The sequence below is a fragment of the Myxococcus sp. CA040A genome, assembly GCF_013336725.1.
In the GTDB taxonomy this organism is placed as follows: Bacteria; Myxococcota; Myxococcia; order Myxococcales; family Myxococcaceae; genus Myxococcus; species Myxococcus llanfairpwllgwyngyllgogerychwyrndrobwllllantysiliogogogochensis.
The window spans coordinates 1,146,159-1,165,324 of sequence record NZ_JABUMR010000004.1 but is presented as its reverse complement, the minus strand read 5'-3'; the positions used below and the strand labels follow the sequence as shown (position 1 = coordinate 1,165,324).

Sequence of the window (19,166 nt, the reverse complement as noted above, 5' to 3'; positions counted from 1 at the left end):
GGAGGGGTCGCTGGTCGGCGGCTTTGTCTACCTGCCCATCCTCCAGGTCTCCTATGTGTCGCCGGCCTCGGGCTCCGTGGACGGAGGCACGCGTGTGGAGATCTCAGGCGGGGGCTTCCAGCGTGGCGCCACGGTGACGTTCAATGGAGTGCCCGCGACACAGGTCCGGGTGCTTGCCCATGGCCGCCTGGAGGCGCTGACCCCGCCCGGGGCCTTCGGGGCCGCGGACGTCGTGGTGCGCAATCCGGACGGAGAGAGTGCGTTCGTCGCGGGCGCGTTCCTGTACAGCAAGCTGGTCGTTGCCTCGATCATTGGGCGTTACGACCCAAGCATCGATGGAGAGACACAGCCCGACCATCGCCTGTCGCGAGGCACTCCGCTGGCGGTCTCCCTGCGTGAGAAGACGGCCTGGGTGCTGTCCTCGGCCCAGGTCCACGCGCAGGCCAAGACTCCCGCGGAGTTGCTGACCCGGAGCACGCCAGGAGGCCTGGGCGCGGTGGATGTCTCCGTTCCGGAGAACGCCTCCGTGCTGGGGGGTGTCTCCATCCTTCCGCCCTACGAGCCCTCGGACCTGGCCGTGCGGGGGACGCGTGCCTATGTGGTCGCCAACGCGCCGACGCTGCCGTTCATCGACGCCGTGGGGGAGGGTGGCCCGTCCCTGCTCGTGTTTGATTTGACCAATCGCTCCGCGCCCACCCACCTGGATGCGGTGCCCTTCCAGGGAACGGCCCACTCCATCGCGCTCGCGGGTGACCTCGCGCTCGTGGCGGCTGGCGACGCGGGCCTGGTGATCTTCTCCCTGGCCACCCCGGATCGACCGGTGTTGCTGGGCGCCCAGCAGCGCTTCCTGATGGCGGGCTCCATGGCCCCTGTCAGCGTGGATCGCGTGGCGGTCAGCGGGCGCTTCGCGCTGGTCCAGGCCCATCGGGACGGTGCTTCCAGCACGCTCCTGGTGGACTTGACGACGCCAGGGCTGGCGGCGGTGGGGGAGCTGACGGACGCCCTCGGAAGCGTGTCGATGCGCGGGACGCAGGCTCTGTCCGCCTTGCGAACGCTGCGGACCGTGTCCCTGACGCCGGCTTCGCGTCCGTTCGTCCAGGCCATGGTTCCTCCGCTGCTCTCCTCGGGGGTCTTCGTCGGTGCCTCCACGAGCCAGCACGTCGCGGCGGCCATCCTGTCGCCGCTCGGAGCGCAAGGGAGCCCCGCGGCGCTCCAACTGGTGGAGGCCTCGAACCTCGCGGCGCCCCAGAGCATCGATGCGCTCGACCTGTATCCGGGAACCAGCCTCTCCGACGTGGACATCGAAGGGGATGTCGCGGTCGTCTCCATCTCCGAGACGGTGCGAGGCGAGGCACTCGATGGCCTCGCCATCGTCAAGATGCCCTTCCCGGTGGTGGTGGCAAGCCGCCCCCTGGCCGGAGAAGAGGCTGCCCGTCCGACCGAGGTTCCGAGGCTGACGTTCAACATGCCAGTGGAGCTGTCGCCCACCGCCCACATCCAGCTCGTGAAGATGAACGGGTCCGCCACGGGCGCCGAGGTCCCCGTGACGTCGGCCGTGTCGGGAGTGGAGCTGTCGATCTCTCCCACCCTGGAGCTGGCCACGGCGACGTCCTATCGGCTGCGCGTCTCGGGTATTCGCGGCGTGAGCGCCCAACCCGAGAGCCCGGGGCCGTCGATGCCGGGCACCTTCACGCTCGAGTTCAAGACCTCCGCTATTCGCAACGCGGTTCCCATGGCCCTCTCCGCCCTCCATCCCCGCCAGGGACCGACGGCGGGCGGAACCCAGGTGACCCTTGAGGGCAGCGGCTTCGACAGCTCGCTGGAGGTGCGCTTCAACGGCCTGTTGGCGAGCCAGGTCACCGTCGCCGAGGACGGCTCCCAGGTCACGCTGCGGACGCCTCCAGGAGTCGAGGGCGCCGCGACCCTGGAGCTCAAGAGTGCCTCGGGCGGAGCCGTGCTGCGGCCCGGTGCCTTCCTCTACACGGAGTCACTCGCGCTCACCGGGCTGTCGCCCAGTCGCGGCCCCACAGCGGGCGGGACGCGGGTGGTCCTGGAGGGGCGCGGCTTCTCTCCCACGGGGACCGTGCGGGTTCGCTTCAACGGAGTGGAGGGGTACCTCACTCGCGTCCTGGGGCTGAATCGGTTGGAGGTCTACACCCCCAATGGCCAGCGGGGGCCGGCGGACGTCGTGGTGGAGAACCCGGATGGCACCACGGTGGTCCTGGAGGATGCCTTCGTCTTCGATCAACCCACGGGTGCCTCGGTGTCGCTCGGCGGCGCGCTGCGCGACGCGGTGGTCATTGGCACTCATGCCTATGTGGTGGGGAGCCGTGGCCTCGACATCATCGACATGTCGGGCCTCTATACGCGCGGCCCGAAGGCGGATGCCGGCATCGCCATTCCCCCGGAGCTCCAGGCGAAGCAGGTGGACGAGGACAAGGACGGCGTCGACGACCGCGTCATCGGGAGCGTCGGTGGTGGTGACCTGTGGGCGGTGTCCTATCCGCCCTCGGAGGGAGACAGGCTCTTCGCGAGCGGTCTGCTCTCGACGGGTGGGGCCAATGGCGGCCCCACGGGCGTGGTCTACGAATACGACATCTCCAGGCCCTCCGCTCCGCGAGTGGTGGCCGCTCGCACCATCCCCGGGGCTGGCGTCTACGGCGTGGACGCACGTGGCGACCGCCTGCTCGCGGCGGCCTCGAGTCAGGGGTTCCACACCTTCGACATCTCCCATGAGCCATTCCCCATCCGTCGCTTCCCGTCTGAGGCGGGGGCCCAGGTGGTCGCCATCCAGGACGGCCTGGCGGTGGTCGGAGTGGGGACGCGCACGGCATCGGGGACGGTCGCGGGTGGACGGCTCCAGACGTTGTCCGTGGAGGGCGCCCTCTCGGTCCTGGGAGAGCTGGAGCTGAATGTCCAGCGCATCCGCCTGCGCGGCGCGCTGGCGGTGGTGGCGGCTGGAGACGCGGGGCTGGTGCTGGTCGATGTCAGCCAGCCGGAGAACCCCACGCTCGTGGGCTCGGTGGATGTCCATGGGTTCGCCACGGATGTCCGGCTCGCGGGAGATCTGGCCTACGTGGCGGCCGGTGCCGCCGGTGTCGCCATCGTGGACCTGAGCAACCCCACCGCGCCCAAGCTGCTCTATCACGTGACGGGCGCACAGCCCGGCAGCACGACCTCCGCGGTGGTGACGCCTGGTGGGCGGCTGGTGAGCCTGCGCGAGCGAGCGTCGGGCGGAGGATGGTCGCTGGACTTCGGTCCCGCGACGGACCTGTCCGTGGTGAGCGTGAGCGTGGAGCCGGGCGCCGTGGTGCCACTCGACCTCCCGTCCATCTCGGTGCTCCTGTCCACCACGGTCGCTCACGACTCCGTCGGCGCGGCGGTCCAGTTGACCGCGAACGGCAACCCGCTGCTGGAGGTGCCGGATGCGGGAGATGTGCAGGACGCACGCAGCACCATCGTGATCCCACTGACCGCACCGCTTCCTCCGGATGCACAAATGCGCCTGACTGTCGGCACGACGCTCCGGAGTCGGGATGGACGGACGTTGGTCGCCCCCCTCCAGGTCGACTTCCGGACGGCCATGGCCGAAGGTGTGGCGCCGCGAATCACCCGGCTGGAGCCGCGCGTGGGACCGGTCGCGGGCGGGGGGCTCAGCGAGGTCCTGGGCTTCGACTTTGATGCCACCTCCGAGGTCTACATTGGCGGGGCGAAGGCGCAGGTCCTGGCTCGCTCGTCCACACGCCTGCGCGTCGAGATTCCGGCCGGAGAGGCCGGACTGGCGGACGTGGTGGTCCTCAACGAGTCGACGGGCCTGCGGGCTCGGCGACCGGGTGGCTACTTCTACACGGTGCCGCTGCAGGCGAGTCTCGCGAGCCCTCGCTTCCTCAACCCGCGTGGCGGCAGCACGGTCGAGGTGGAGGGAGAGGGCTTCCTTCCGGACTGGGCCCACGGGCTCGGCTCCACGCAGCTCCGCGTGCGAGGGATTCCCGCGACGAGCGTGACGGTGCACTCGCCCACGCGGCTCACGGCCGTGGCGCCACCTGGCTCGTTCGGAGATGCGCCGGTGATGCTGGTGTCTCCGGACGGCATGGAGCGGAGCGTGGCCCCCAGCAAGGTGGGGTATGGCCTGCCGTTCCTGGGGGAGGAGCGGGCGCTGTCGGTGCGCCCTGGTGCGCTCGCGCCCAGTCCCTTGTCGCCGTTCTACGTCTACACGTCAGGAGGCGCGGCCCACAACGGCAACAAGTTCCTGCAGTCCTACCAGGGCTCCCTCACGGGAGACGGGATGATTCCCCAGTCCTTCCGGATGGCGGCCCTCGACGTGCAACTGCGTGGGCGCCCGCGTGCGGCGGGAGCGCACGTTGTGAATCCGGACCCGAAGGACGAGGGGAAGGTCGACCTGCTGGTGGCCATCCTCAACAACTGGGTGCCTCGCGAGACGCCCATGCCCGACGTGGAGGTCATGCCCGATTCGCTCGACGTGGCGACATCCGGGGATCGGCTGTACGTGGCCAATGGTTTGAGCGGGCTCTCCGTGCTGGATGGCCGTGGGACCTTGGAGCCACGGCCCGAGGGAGACCTGATGAGCCTGGGCCTGCTGGGGCGCGCGAAGCTGCCCAGCTCGGAGGAACTGCTCGCCACACGGGTCGTCCCGACGCCGGCCGGGGCGTGGGTGCTCGCCAATGGCTTGACCGATCCTCCCTCCAACGGAGGGTCATCGACCTGTCAACCCAGCAAGGAGCAGGTGGGGGGGGATGGAAGCCTGTTCCTCGTGGACGCACGCAATCCCGCGGACCCCCTGCTGGTGGCCCACGAAGGCGGGGAGGGTTTCGAGCCCTATGGCGCCACGGTGGCGGAGGGACGGCTCTACGTCGTGACGGGGAATCACCAGGGCGTGAAGTACGCCAAATGCGAGCCGGCGCAGCCTTGGCCGCCGGTGCCGTACTACTCGATGAGCGGTGGCGCGCGTGGTGGCCAGCGAACCAGCTACCCGGGGCCGACCCCGACGAAGCCGCGAGGCTCGTTGCTCATCTACTCCTCGGCGGGCGCGAACGCGCAGGTGGTGGGCTCGTGGGTGGAGGATGGAAACCTCACCGACGTGGTGGTGCGAGACGGGGTCGCCATCCTGGCCTCCGCCGAGTTCGGGCTCACCTTCGTGGATGTCACGGATGTGGAGCACCCCACGCTCATCCGCCGTATCGAGTTCAACACGACGCTGTCGAACACTCCTGGAGAGCCTCAGCGCTTGAGGCTGGTCGGCGACGTGCTGTTCGTCGCGGCCAATCAAGGTGGCGTGGTGCTGGTCGACGTCTCGAACATCCGCGAGCCCGTGCTGCTCAGCGGCGGCAATACCGAGACGGCCATGGATGTCCTGGCCGTGGGAGATCGGCTGTTGCTAGCGGGGCAGTCACGGCTGAGTGAGCTCGAGACACCGTTCATGCTGGTGACAGGGTACGAGCCGGGACGGGGTGCGCTGGTGCCGCCGTCACTGGCGCGGTTGGTCGTCCAGGTAAGCCGCCCCCTGGCGGCCGCGAGTGTGACCTCGGACACGGTCCGGTTGAAGGGCCCCGATGGCGACGTCCCCCTGACGCTCACCGTCCGCGCCGACCCGGCGAAGCTGGACTACGCGATTGTCGCCACGCTGGAGGAGCCCCTCCAGGCCCGCGCGCTGTACACGCTGGAAGTGGATGGGACGGTGGCGGACCAGCGCGGCGGTGCCCTGCTGGTGCCCCTCAGCGCCACCTTCCACACGGCGGACAGCGGCGCCCGCGCGCCAGTGATTGCTTCGGTGTCTCCCTCCACGGTGTCGACGGCAGGAGGGCAGCAGGTCACCGTCCTCGGGCAGGAATTGGAGGGCGTGAACGCGGCGACGGTGGGTGGCGTTCCGGCGTCGGTCTCTCGCTCGGAGTCCGGGGAGCTGCGGCTCACGCTGCCCCCGCTCCCGGCGGGGCCCGCCGATATCCGGCTGGTCGACCAGGGCGGACCGGCGACCTTCTTCCCGGCGGGCGTGTTGGCCCTGGATTCCCTTGTCGGCAGGACGGTGACACTGGGGCCGAGCCACGGCCCCGTGGAAGGCAAGACGCGCGTCAGGGTGTCGGTCTCGGGACAGGCCATCGCGCCAGGGACTCGCGTGTATGTAGGTAATGAGCCGGGGGTGGACGTCGACGTCCTGGATCTCTCGTCGCTGGAGTTCTCCACGCCCCGGGCCCCAGGAGCAGGCCTGGTGCCTGTCACCCTGGTGCGTCCGGGCGAGGAGGGGGTGGTGGTGGGGACCTTCTCGTACGACCTCCCCATCGGCGTGACGATGTCCTTGCCGGGCTTTCCTCCCAAGGAGGTGTCCGACCTGAAGCTCGTGGGAGACCGGCTCTATGTCGGCGTGCCCACGCCGGGCGCTTCCGGGATGGAGATCTTCGACGTGCGCCTGGAGGAGCGTCCGCTGCGGCTGGGCACGCTCTCCACCTTGGACCCCGTGTACGGACTCGACGTGGACGGGCCTCTGGCGCTGCTGGCGAACGGCAGGTCGGGGCTCGCGGCGGTGGACGTCTCACACCCGGAGACCCCCTTCATCGTGCGGCGGGTCGCCACCCTCGGAGAGTCGGTGGCGACGGGGGTCCGGCTCGAGGGGACACACGCCTATGTCACGACCACGGACACCAAGTCGGCCATGGGCCATGTCCAGGTCTTCGACGCGGCCTCCCCCGAGCTGCGCCTGGAGGGCACGGTGGCGCTGGATCAGGATGCACTCGCCCTGGACCTGGGACCCGAGCGCCTCTACGTGCTCACCTCGAGCGTCCAGGATGCCCAGACCGACGGCCTCTCGCTTTCTATCTACACGCGCACCGGCCTGTTGCGAGGACGCATCCTGGTGGACGCGTCCTCGGGCCTCTTCGACGCGCGGGTCCGCAGCCGGGTGGTGGTGCGGGCGAAGCGCGCCTACGTCACGGCGGGACACAAGCTCCATGTGTTCGACCTCTCCGATGAGGTGAACCCGGTACGGATGCAGGCGACCGACCTGGGGGCGGAGCTGTCGGGGATTGGCTGGGTGGGGGGGACCCTCTTCGTGGCCGGGTCGGGCGAGGAGACCCTCCAGTCCGTTCCTCCGGTGGAGTTGTTGCCGGTGGCCATGACCCCCGCGCCCGACTCGCTCGTGGCCGAGGCAGGGCAGATCCGGATCGACTTCACGCTCCCGGTGCAGGAATCGTCGCTGACCGCGCAGACGCTGCAGGTCTCCGTCGTCCACGCCAATGGCGTGAGCGTGCCTTCGGTTCCAGGGACACGAACGGTCGAGTTCGCGGTCCGAGGCTCATCGGTCGTGTTCACGCCCGCCACCCCCTTTGTCGCCGGGGATGTCGTCACGGTGTACGTCGACGGGCTCAAGTCCTTCGGTACCCAGCGGCAGGCGGAGCCCTTCCTGGGCACGTTCGAGCTGGCGGAGGAGGGCGCTGTTCAGCCGCGCATCGCGTCGCTGACACCTGCCTCCGGGCTCGCGGACGAGGAGACGATGGCGGTGCTCACGGGCAGCGGCTTCCGCGAGGGAACGCGCGTGTTCGTGGGTGGGCAGGAGGCGCTGACGACGGTGGTGTCCCAGGACCCGCAGTCCATCATCCTCCGCATTCCGAAGGCGCGCCTGGAGAATGGAGTCCGCCTCGTGGGCGCCGCGATGGTGGAGGTGCGTGACCCCAGCACCCTGGCCGCGCGTCTCATGGGTGGCTTCGTCTATCGGGATGCCCCGAAGCTGGTCAGCCTGTCGCCGGAGCGTGCGCCCGGGCAGGGCGGGGTGCTTGTGGCGCTGCAGGGGCGCGGTTTCGCGCCCGGGCTCCGCGTCAACTTCGGCGGTACGGACTCGTTCGATGTGCGCGTGACGAGCTCCCAGAGCGCCGAGGCGGTGGCACCGACGCATACGCCCGGGCTCGTCGACGTCTCGGTGTCCGTGGGAGCCGACAGCGGCACGCTCCCGGCGTCCTTCCTGTACGGCTCTGGCGCAGTGGCTCGACTGAGCACACCGCCCGTGCGCGATGTGGTGGTCGACGGCGCCATTGCCTATGTGGCGCTGGGCGCGACCGTGGACGTCTACGGCGCGGATGGCCAGCTGCTCATGGCGAACCGCCAGACCGCCGTAGGCGGGTTGTTGTTGGCCAACCTGAGTGAGCCGACACACGTGACGCTCATCAGGTCGATCTCCTTCCCGGGACTCGGCGGAAGCCGGCGCGTGCTGAAGCGCGGCAACACCGTCTTCGTGGCGGCCGGGAGCGGGGGAGTTCGTCGGGTGGATGTCACCCGTCCGGACGAACCCCTGGAGCGTCCGGAACTCTCGGGGAATGCCTCGGACATCGCGCTCGATGGGTCCCTCCTGTTCGTCGGCGGCCCCGAGGGCGTCCACGTGTACGACGTCTCGGACGAGGCGCGACGGCCGCTGCGCGTGGGTTCGCGGTCGATTCCTGGCGGCGTCAGTGCGCTCGCGCTCCAGGGGACGAACCTCCTGGTGTCGAGTGCGTCCAGGAGTCCGGCGCGGCTGTATGTGCTGGACGCCCGGACGGGCGACCTGGCCGAGCGCGGTACGACGGACCTCGTGGCTCCCGCGGTGCACATCACCGCGGAAGGGAACCGTGCGTTCCTGTCCCTGGGGCGCGCCAGGCAGGTGGCGATCTATGACCTCACGGCGCCGGCAAGCCCGGCGCCGGCGGGAACCCTCGTGGTGGATGACCCCCTGGGGGGAAATTGGGTTTCGGCGGAGCAGACGCGGGTCGCCGCGGGCATCGCCTACGTCGCGGCGGGAGGCGGCAAGGTGCAGCGCTTCGCCGTTCCCGTGGGAGCGGTGCCGACCCGGCTTGGACGTGCCTCGGTGGTGGGGGATGCACGCACGCTGGCGTTCATGGGGCGGCATCTGCTCGTAGGGACGCTCGTCCTGGATGGAGACGGGACGCCCGTGGAGCTGCCGGTGAGCGACCCGGACGACGCCGACCTGCCTCTGGCGGGAGCGCTGGCCTCCGTGGAGCTGGACACCCTGGAGATTCGCGGGACGCAGCCCGGAGAGGGCGACACCGTGGCGCCGGGTGAGGTCGCGCGAGTGCTGGTGACCGCGCTGCCCGACGTGGCCACGGCGAGCGAGGTGGTGTTGGTTCGGGGCTCGGACGGTGAGCCGGTGGCGGTCTCGCGGCAGGTCCGCGCCGACGAGCAGGGCGGGCAGGTGGTGCTGACGCCCTATGCCCCCCTCGCGCTGGATACGGGGTACGAACTGCGCGTGGGCGCGGACCTCGCGGATCTGCGAGGCGCGCGCCTGGGCACCGCTGCCCGGATTCGCTTCCGGACGAGCCGTGATGCCTCCCTGGAGCGGCCGGAGGTGTCGTCCGTGGCGCCTGCCCAGGGTCTTGAGGCGGGTGGCACCATCGTCGAGGTCTTGGGGACAGGCTTCCTGCAAGGTTGTGTCGTGCGTGTTGGTGGGCAGCCCGCCGTCGTCCAGGCGGTCGCGCCAGACGGACGGTGGGTGCGCATCGAGGTGCCTCCGGGCAAGGCGGGAGCCGCCGCGGTGGAGGTCATCAACCCGGGTGGGCTGACGGGGCTGCGCCTGGGGGCCTATCGGTATCTGGTGCCTCCGGTCATCGCCAAGGTCCAGCCAGCCCACGCACCGTTCGGAAGCCGGGCGGTGGTGACGCTCACAGGTGAGGGCCTCTTCCCGGGCAGCGAAGTCGCCTTCGGGCAGACCCCCGCGCGCGGCGTGACGATGGATGACACCGGCGCGCTTCGGGTGGAGGTGCCGGACGACGTGACAGGGAGCGTGGCACTGACCGTGCTGACGCCGGGAGTCCCGCCCAGGCAGTTCTCGTTGCCGGAGGGTTTCACCTTCACGCTGGCCGAGCGCGCCCGCCTCGATGACGTGGGTGGAGTGCTGGTGCGCGCAGGGCCTCGACTGTTCACCGCCCGGGAGGGCTGGCTGTCGACGGTCGACCTGTCGGATGCGCGCAGTCCGCTCATCACGGGGACCGTGGAGGGCGTGGCGGCTCCGGTGGATCTGGCTGTTGACGGAGACACGCTCTATCTGGCGGGCGAGGGCGAAGTGGTTCGCTATGACCTGTCGGCGTGTACCGAGGCGCCCCGGTCTCCCTGCGAGCCGGCCTTCATCGAGCGCGTGGCCCTGGCGCCCTCGGGAGGGGTGCTCTTGAGCGCCGTGGCGGCGGGTGGCAGCCGCGCCTATATCGCCGTGGCGGGTGGCCATGAACTCGCGCTGATGGCGCCGGTGGGTGGGACCTACGTGGTGGTGGGGCGTACCGTGCTCGGCTCGGGCGTGGTGCGAGACCTCGACGTGGTGGACGACAGCTTGCTGGTGCTCGTGGAGGATGGCGCGAGCTCCCGTCTGGAGGTCCGAGGCACGGAGGGAAGCGACCTGCCGTTGATTGGCGAGGTGCGTGGGCTCACCGCTCCCGTGGGCGTCATGGCCCGCGAGGGGACTCGCGTGGCGGTGGCCGCCGGCCGTCGCCTGAGCCTGGTCGATGTGACGGACCTGTCCGCGCCCATCGTCGTGGCCGCGGCAGCGGACCCGAGCGGGACGACGTCGAGTTCGCTGTCGCTCTCGGGCCCCTGGCTGTTGGCGGTGGGTGGAACCCGGGTCGCGTGGATCGACACCAGTCTCGGCTTGGATGAGGCCACGTTCGCCGAGGGCGTGGGAGCGGGACCGGGCTCGGCCATCGTCAACGGCGTGGCCGTGGTCGCGGCGGGGGATTCATTGCGAATCCTCCGCGTGCCGTATCCCACGGTGGACACACTGTCTCCTTCTCCGGGAGGACGGGTGCCGTCGGGCGCGAGTGTCGCCGTGACGCTGCCGGTGGAACTCCCGCAGGCGATGACCACCAGCTCCATGGTGGAGCTGCGTGACGGTGCCGCGCTGGTTCCGGGCTCGCGACTGCCTGGCACGCTGACCTTCGTTCCGTCGGAGGCCTTGGACCCCACGCGGATCTACTCGGCGCAGGTGACCCTCGCGCCGATGGCCGACATCGAGGGCGGTGCCGTTCAGGGCCCCTGGGCGTACCCCCTGCGTGGCGGTGGAGCGCCGGTGTCCCTGCGTGTGGACGCCGTGGATCCTGTCAGCGGCCCCGTGGCCGGAGGCGTGGCGGTGACGGTGCATGGACTGGGCTTCGATGCGTCCACGCATGTCCAGGTGGGCGGTGTCGAGGCGCAGGTCATCGAGTCCGTGTTGCCCGAGCAGTTGACGGTGACCCTGCCCGCCTCGTCGCTGGCGGGGCCGGCCGTCGTGCGCGTGAAGCGCGAGTCCGACGGCGCGGAGGCGAGGGCGGTGACACCCTTCCTGTACGTCTCGCCGCTGACGTTCGCGAGCGTGGCTCCGGGCGCGGTGGACATGGCGGGCGGTTGGGTCCGCATCTCGGGGGCGGGGTTCCACCGGGGCCTCGAGGTGTTGTTCGGCTCGACGGTGGCGTCGACACGGAGCTGGACACCCGACAGCGTGGAGGCCCTGGTTCCCTCGGGGCCGGAAGGGCACCTGACGCTCACCCTGCGGCAGCCCGGCGTGTCGCCAGTGGTCGTGGCGGACGCCGTCTATCGCGGCGACGTGAGGGCTCCCCTCGTGGCTCGCGTGGAGCCCTTGGATACGGTGGGGGCCTCGTCGGTGCCGCTGACCGCCACCTTCGACGTGCGTTTCGACGAAGGCCTGTCGTTGGCGAGCGCGAGTCGCCTGCGCCTGATGCGCTCCCCGACGCGCGTCGCGGAAGCAGGCGTGTCGACGCTCCTTCCGGATGGGCGCACGCTGCGGTTCACGCCGACAGCACCACTTGTCTCCACGACCTTCTATGTCTTGAGCGCGGAAGGCGTCACGGACGTCGCGGGCAACATCGCGGCCCCGTACGAGCGAGTCTTCCGCACGGTGGATACGGTGAAGCCCACCCTGCGACTGCGTCGCTCGGATGGTGGCCTGGTCGTGGACCACGCGGTCTTCGCCGCTGGCGTGGCCTGGACGTTCCAAGTGGACGGGAGCGATGACAGTGACGGCTCGCTGACGACGTCATTGCGCGTGGACGGTCAGCCACTGACCGCACTGTCGGGAGGCGACTACCGCTACTCGTGGCCGATGGACGCGGTGAATGGCCCGTCGACGCTGGTGGCCACGGCAACGGATTCGAGTGGAAACACCAGCCAGCCGCTGACGGTGGTGGTCAGCATCGTGGCGGACTCGCCACCGACCGTGAGCATCGACTCACCGGCGGAGGACTTGACGGCGGAGGAGGGGGAAACCCGGAACGTGGTCGTCTCCGCCCTCGACAACCATGAGCTGAGGGTGCTCGAGCTTCACGTGGACGGCGTTCCCGTGGTGCGCCACGAGCAGGCCTCCGGGACGAGCGCAGCCGTCTCGTACCCTGTCGGATTGGCGAGGCTGACGGGCGCGGCGACCAGCGCGACGCGGGTGCTCACGGCCTTTGCCACTGACGACGAGGGCCAGGTGACGGCGGCGACGCCTCGCACCATCACCGTGACGAGAGACGTCACGGCGCCTGTGGTCGCCCTGCGGACTCCGGTGGCAGGTGGCCGGGTGGTCGGTGGAGCGGCGCTGGTGCTGGAAGCGACCGCCACGGATGCCAACGGTGTCGTGGAGGTGGAGTTCCTCGTGGATGGCGTGTCCATGGGCGTTGCTCGCAGAGCCCCCTGGACCGTGACCTGGGCGGCCCCCGTCGTGACGTCGGCCGAGGCTCATCAGGTGGTGGCGGTGGCTCGTGACGCGCGTGCGAACGCGACGGAGGCCGTGGCCTCGTTCACGGTGGAGCCGTCCTCGGGACGCCCCTACGTGTCCTTCGCCGCGCCGTCCGTTGGAGCGGTGCTCTCGGAGGGGCGCTCCTTCGACGTGTCGGTGGATGCCACGGCCCAGGCTGGCGTGGCGTCGGTTCGGATTCGCTCGGGCGCCGATGAGCGCGTTCTCACCCAGTCTCCCTGGCGCGCGACGTTCAAGGCTCCGGTCCTGGATGGCGCGAGCGCACCGCTGCGACTGGAGGCCCAGGCGACGGACAGGGCTGGGGCGATGAGCCCGAACATCCAGCTCCACGTGACGGTCATGGACGATGGGGCCTCCTCGGTCTCGGTTTCCCTGGCCCAGGAGCCCGCCGGCCCCGTGCTGCTGGGTGGGTCGACGCTCGCCCTCGTGGGCACCGTGGAGGCCGGCGCGACGCCAGCCCTCTCCGTCAGCGTGGCGGACGCGGAGCTGCCCGTGCGACTGGCGGCGAACCAGTCTTCAGGGGAGACAATCCTTCCGGAAGGTCCGGAGGGTGCCGCCGTGGTGGCGCGGGCGGCCGGGACGGCGCCGGGTGGAGCACGGGGTGTGGCCGAGCACGGCGGCGCCTTGGCTGTCTTCGCGCACGGGCAGGCCACTCAGGTGGAGGACTCGCTGGCGGCCATGGAGCCCGTGGCGCTCGTCTCGCAGGGAGACGACGTGCTCGTGCTGAGGGCGGATGGCGGCGGCGGGGGCGAACTGGAGCTGCGCTCGCGGCTCACCGGTCAGCGGCGTGCATCACGCTCGCTGGTCGGCATCCCCGTGGGAGTGAGCTTCGGCGGAGACTCCGCCGTGGTGGCGCTGCGACGCGGCGGAGCCGGTGCGCTGGAGCGGTTCACGCTGCCAGGGCTGGTGTTCCAGACCTCGACGGAGTTGGTCCGGAGCCCCACTGCGATGGATGGCTCGGCAGCCTGGCTGGCGGTGGCCACGGACGAGGGCGTGGAGTTGCGGACGTGGACGGGCGGCCGCCTCGGCTTTGTCCCGCTGGGGCCGGTGTCGGCCGTTTCCATGGAAGGAACACGGTTGTTCGCCGTTGCCGGTACGGAGCTGGTGCTGCTCGATGTCTCCTGGCCTCAGGCTCCGCGCATCGCGGCTCGCGCGGGACATGGTGCGACGGTCTCCGCGAAGGTCGCGGCGCTGGCCGACGGCGGGGTGTGCGTGGCCGGCGTCCGGGTGCGTTGCTTCGCGGCCGACGTCGTGGCGGGGACACTGACCTCGAGGGGCGAGGCGGTCCTGGGGGCGAGCGCCCTGAGCGCGGCGGCCTTTGGAGAGCTGCTCGTCGTCGGGACGCAGACGGGCGCACGCTTGCTCGATGCCCGTGGCGCGCCAGTGGCGGCGGGCCTATACCCCGCCGTCACGGGGGTGGCCGGTCTGGTCCCAGGTGCGCTGGTGGGTGGACTTGTTCGGGGCGTGTCCCGTCAGGCGGTGGTTCGCGGAGCCGCGACGCCACGGCTCACGCTGGCGGCCCTTCCCGCAACGGCCCTCCGTGGAGGGCGGCTGCAGTTGATGGATGCCCAGGTGTCCGACGACCTGCTGGGCCTCAATGGCTATGTGTCCGAGGTCTCCGTCAACCAGGTCGTGGTGGACGTCAGGGACTCCCGGCCGCCCTCCTATGTCGACCTCCCCCTGACTGGCGATACGGCCACGGTGGAGTGGTGGGTGCGGGATCTGGCTGGAAAGCAGGCTCGGGTGACACGGCAGATCTCGTTGTCGGGTGCGGCCACGGGCCCGGCGCTCGCCAGCATCCAACTGCCGCTCACGGTCGCCGAGGGGGCCTACTTCCCCGTGGTGGCGATACCCGAGGAGCCCGCGCGTGTCGCGCAAGTCGAAGTGACGCTCGAGGGAGCGCAGCCGATGCTCCTGGTGGCGCCCGTGTTGGCGGGTGAGCTGCGTGCTCCGCTGGTGGGGTCGACGACGCCGTTGACCGTGACGCTGGTGGCCATCGATGCCGAGGGACGTCGAGGGCCGGCCCGCGAACACACGGTGCAGGTGGTCGATGGGTTGAACGGTCAGGGACCCGCGGTTGTCCTGGAGCGCGTGGGGACGGGGCTCGTGTACGAAGGGAGCCGCGTCACGGTGCGTGCGTCGCTCATGCCCGGAGGAACGGGCGACAGCGTGCGCTTCCTGGTGGATGGTCAGGACGCGGGAGCTGGCGTTGGCTCGGTGGTGGAGGCCGCGCTGCGAATGCCGCTGGGTGTGGGGACACGCGCGGTGGTGGTGACCGCCGTGGCAAGAGACTCCGCTGGGCGCGAGTCCGCGCCTACGGTGCTGACGCTGAATGTGGTGGATGACCTGGCGCCACCGCTCGTGGCCGTGACGGTGGACCCCTCGGGGGACATCGTGGCCGCGGGGAGCGAGTTGCTCGCGCGTGCCGAGGCCTCCGACGATGGGACGTTGGAGCAGGTGAGCCTGGAGGTGCGGCTGTCGGGAGTCCTCCAGGCAACGGGAGGACCGGAGCTGCGCTTCCATGTCCCGGACGCGACGCCGACGGGAGCGCTGCTGGAGCTTCGCGCGACGGCGAAGGACCGCGCGAACAACACGGCGACGGCAGCGGTGTCCCGAACCGTGGTGGGGGCGAGGCTGCCGACCGAGGTGGCCAGTGTGACGCTGGATGGCGCCACTCGACTTGTCCGGCTTGGAGAGCACGTCCATGTCGCGACTTCGAGTGGTCTGTGGATTGGGCGGCTGATGGGAGCGGCGTCTTCGCCTGGGCTGGCCCCGGTGGCGACGGTGAGTACCCCCGTGGCCCCCGTCTCGCTGGCGGTGCTTGGAGACCATGTGGCCCTGGCGCTTGGAGAGGCCGGATTGTGGCTCGTGGACATCGGTGTCCCGGCGTCACCTCGAGTGGTGGGGCGGCTCGAAGGCCAGTACACCGGTGTCGCGGCCTCAGGCCGCTTCTACGCCGCGCGCACGCGCACCGACGGCCAGCGCGTGGTGGAGGCGCTGGATCTCGGAGACCCGACGATGCCCATTCGCTCGGTGCTGTCACAGGGCAGCGCCGAGCTGCTGCTGGGCGCACAGGCGGACGGGCCGATCATCGCGGTGGGGACCTCGACGGTGAGGGTGCCACTCGTGACGCCCGAGGGGCAGGGTGGCGTGGGCGAGCTGTCCGTGGCCCCCGCGCAGGTTCGGGCGACGCAGGTGGATGGTGATCTCGTGGTGTCGGCGACGGATTCCGCAGTGCATGCCTGGGTGCGTGCGAACGGAACGACGCTCTCCCATGTGTCCGAGGTGGGAATGCCCTCGGGTGTCCGCGCACTCGACGTGGTGCGGGGCGTTGCCTATGTGGCGGGGGGGGATGGCTGGCTTCGCGTGGTGGACCTGCGCGAGCCCTCTCGTCCGTGGGTCGTGGCCCGCTCCGCGCTCGATGTGAGTGACGTGCTGGTCACCGAAGGACTGTTGCTGACAGCCGGCCCCACGGGCGTCCGGGTGTTGAAGCTGCCGGACTCCGTGCCGACGGTTGTCGCCAAGCCAGTGGCGCTCCCCGACACGGTGGTGGGACTGGCTCCGTTCCGAGGCGGCGTCCTCGCGGCGGCGCGTCTGGCGGGTGTCCAGGCGATTGACGTGGCTGGCGGGGCGAAGCCTCGAGTGGTGGGGCCGTTGTTCGCGGGGCAGGACGTGCGACAGGTGGAGCGCGCGGGGCGTGATGTGCTGTTCCTGGATGGCAGCACGCTGAAGGTGGTGAGGGAGACGGCCGAGGGGGCCTTGTCGGCAAACGACCTCCGCGCGGATGCGCTCGTCGCACTGGGGGCAGTGGAGCGCTTCGCCGCTACTCCGGGACGGCTGTGGACGGTGTCGTCCGGCACGGTGAAGTCACTGCGCTGGCCGGCGGCGGAGGCGCGTGACGCCCTCGTCCTGGGCAGCGCCGCGCTCGATGTGGCGGGTGATGAGAAACGCGCGCTCGTGGCCCTGGGGAACCAGGGGGTGGCGGTGGTGGAGGTGGCCCCCTCGGGTCAGCTTCGTCGGGTCGCGACGCTGCCCGTGGCGGCGACGAACGTGGTGCTGGATGGGACGCTCGCGGTGGTGGGCGGCACGACGTCGCTCGCGATCTACAGGTGGGAGGACGGTGCCTCGCCGGTGCTGATTGGCACTGTTCCCACGGCGGGAGCAGTCCAACGCATCCGGCTGGAGGGGCGGCTGGCGCTCGTGAGTGAAGGGACCGAAGGCGTCGAACTCTGGCACCTTCCGGAGGGCGCGGCGGCCGTTCGGTTGGGCAAGCTGTCCGCCACCGGCGCGAGCGACGCGGTGTTGGCCGCGGGCCGAATCCTGGTCGCGGACGGCGCCACGGGAGTGAGGGACTTCATCCCGCCCGTCGAGGTCATTCCGTCGGCGCGTGTCTACGTGCCTGGCGGGACGGTTACCGCGGAGGCGGGGGCGGACGTCGTGTTGGCCGCCGAGGCACGTGGCGTGGCGGTGGACGACGCGGAACTCGTGGTTGATGGCGTGCCGGTGGTCGCGGTGGATGAGCAGGCACCGCGAGCGCGGTGGTCCGTGCCCGCGGACTCGGTGGTAGGCCAGCGGCATTCATTGCGGTTCCGGGTGCGTGGCGCCGGCGGCGTCGAGGCCCTGTCTCCGGTGCTCTTCGTCGACGTGAAGGCGCCCTCCACGGGCGCTCCAGCGGTGGCCGTGGTGTCGCCGGGGGCCAACCAGCAGCTCCGCTCAGGGGCCGTGTTGACCGTGTCCGCGAGACGCACGGGGGGGCTGTCTCCCGTGTCGGTCGTCGCGCGACTGGGCTCGCTGTACCTCGGAAGCCTGACCTCCGAGCCGTCGGACCCGACCTTGTTCAAGGCCTGGGTCCGTGCACCGGTTGTGAGCACGTCCGTGGACCTTCCCCTCACGGTTCAGCTCACCGACGGCGCGGGCCGAAGCGTGGAGGCCGCTGTGACGGTTCGGGTGTTGGCCGATACCCAGGCGCCCGGGGTTCCCACGGGGTTGCCCTCGGAGCTGCGAGTCAGCCCGTTCGTCAACCTGCTGCATCTGGTGACTACGGATGATGGACAGGTGTCGCTGTCCCTGGAGAGGGATGGTGTCGTGGTGGCGTCAGGCGCCGAGGCGAGCGGGAGCGCGAGCCTCGACCATGCCCTGGTGCTTCCCGAGGAGCTGATCGGCCAGGAAGTCCGCCTGACGGTGACGGCCGAGGATGCCGCGGGCAGGAGGAGCGTGGCGGAGCAGCGCTATGTCGTGAAGCCGGATGGTTCGGCGCCGACGGTGGTCCTGGGAACAGGCACGCCGCCGGAGACGGGCCACGAGGGAGCGACCCTCGTCGTTCAGGCCACCGCGTGGGATGCGGACGGCGATCTCGTGGGAGTGCGGCTCTACGCGGACGGCGTGGAGATTGGGGCGGGCACGGGTGGACAGGTGTCGGCGAGCCACGTGTTGCCCATGCAGTCGGCGAAGGCGTCGGTTCAGTTCCGTGCTGTCGCGACAGATGCTAGTGGCCGGACGGCAACGGCCGAGCGCACGACGACGGTGAACTCGAATGTTCCGCCAGTCCTGACGTTCTCCATGACGCCCGATCCGGCGATTCGGGGAGAGCTGGTGCGGGTCTGCGCGCGAGCGACAGACACCGTCGGGGTCTCGGTCCTCACCGCCACGGTGGATGGCGTGCCCATGCTGGTGCCGAAGTCGTGCGGCGCGGGCTGCCTCGAGCTGTGCACCGACGCGACGGTGGCGAGCACCGCGACGGCGGTCCAGGTCGCTGCGAGCGCCGAGGACACCATGGGCTCCGTGGTGGCTGGCGAGCGGACGTTCCAGGTGAATGCGAATCAGCCGCCCGTCATCAGCCTCGGCGCCATCAGCTTCCTGAGCGTCGGGGTTGATGCGGACCTGTCTGGGTGGATCGCGGATGAACGTGGGCCGCTGGCGTGGGCCGAGTTCCGGGTCAACGGCGCGGTCCTGGGCAGTCGCGTCGTGTCCCCGAATGTCGGGGCAACCCTGCGACAGCGCTATACGCCCGCGGTGACTGGCACCGTCGAGGTGTGCCTCTTCGCGGAAGATCGGATGGGGCTCGTGGGCCAGTCGTGCCAATCCGTGTCCGTGGTCGAGCCGCAGCAGCCGACGGAGATCACGGAGGTCATTGCCGCGGACGACTTCCGCTTCGAGAACCAGGACATCGTCGTCAAGGGCGACAAGGTCTTGCGCATTGACGGAGCCCATACGTTCCGAAGCCTCTACGTGCTGGACACCGCGACAGTGACCCACAGCGCGCATGGCGTCTCGGGCCAGAATGGGATGGCGCTCACTGTCACCAACGAGGTGCGCGTCGCCAGTGGTGCCCAAATCGACGTGAGTGAGAGGGGGTACCTGGGAGGGTACCGGGAGGGGAATGCGCAGAGGGCGGGGCGGACGTTGGGGAATGTGACGAGCGGGCTGGAGAACGCGGGTGGCAGTCACGGAGGCC

1 protein-coding gene (only partly in view) is annotated in these 19,166 nt (G+C 70.5%); it reads left to right on the top strand.

The window, feature by feature from the left end; all coding sequences use genetic code 11:
* The coding region annotated (locus HUA75_RS21695) for an Ig-like domain-containing protein (protein ID WP_174487439.1) crosses the window boundary (this coding region is incomplete at its 3' end): on the top strand, window positions 1-19,166 show 19,166 of its 29,227 nt. Its footprint begins 10,061 nt before the window's first position.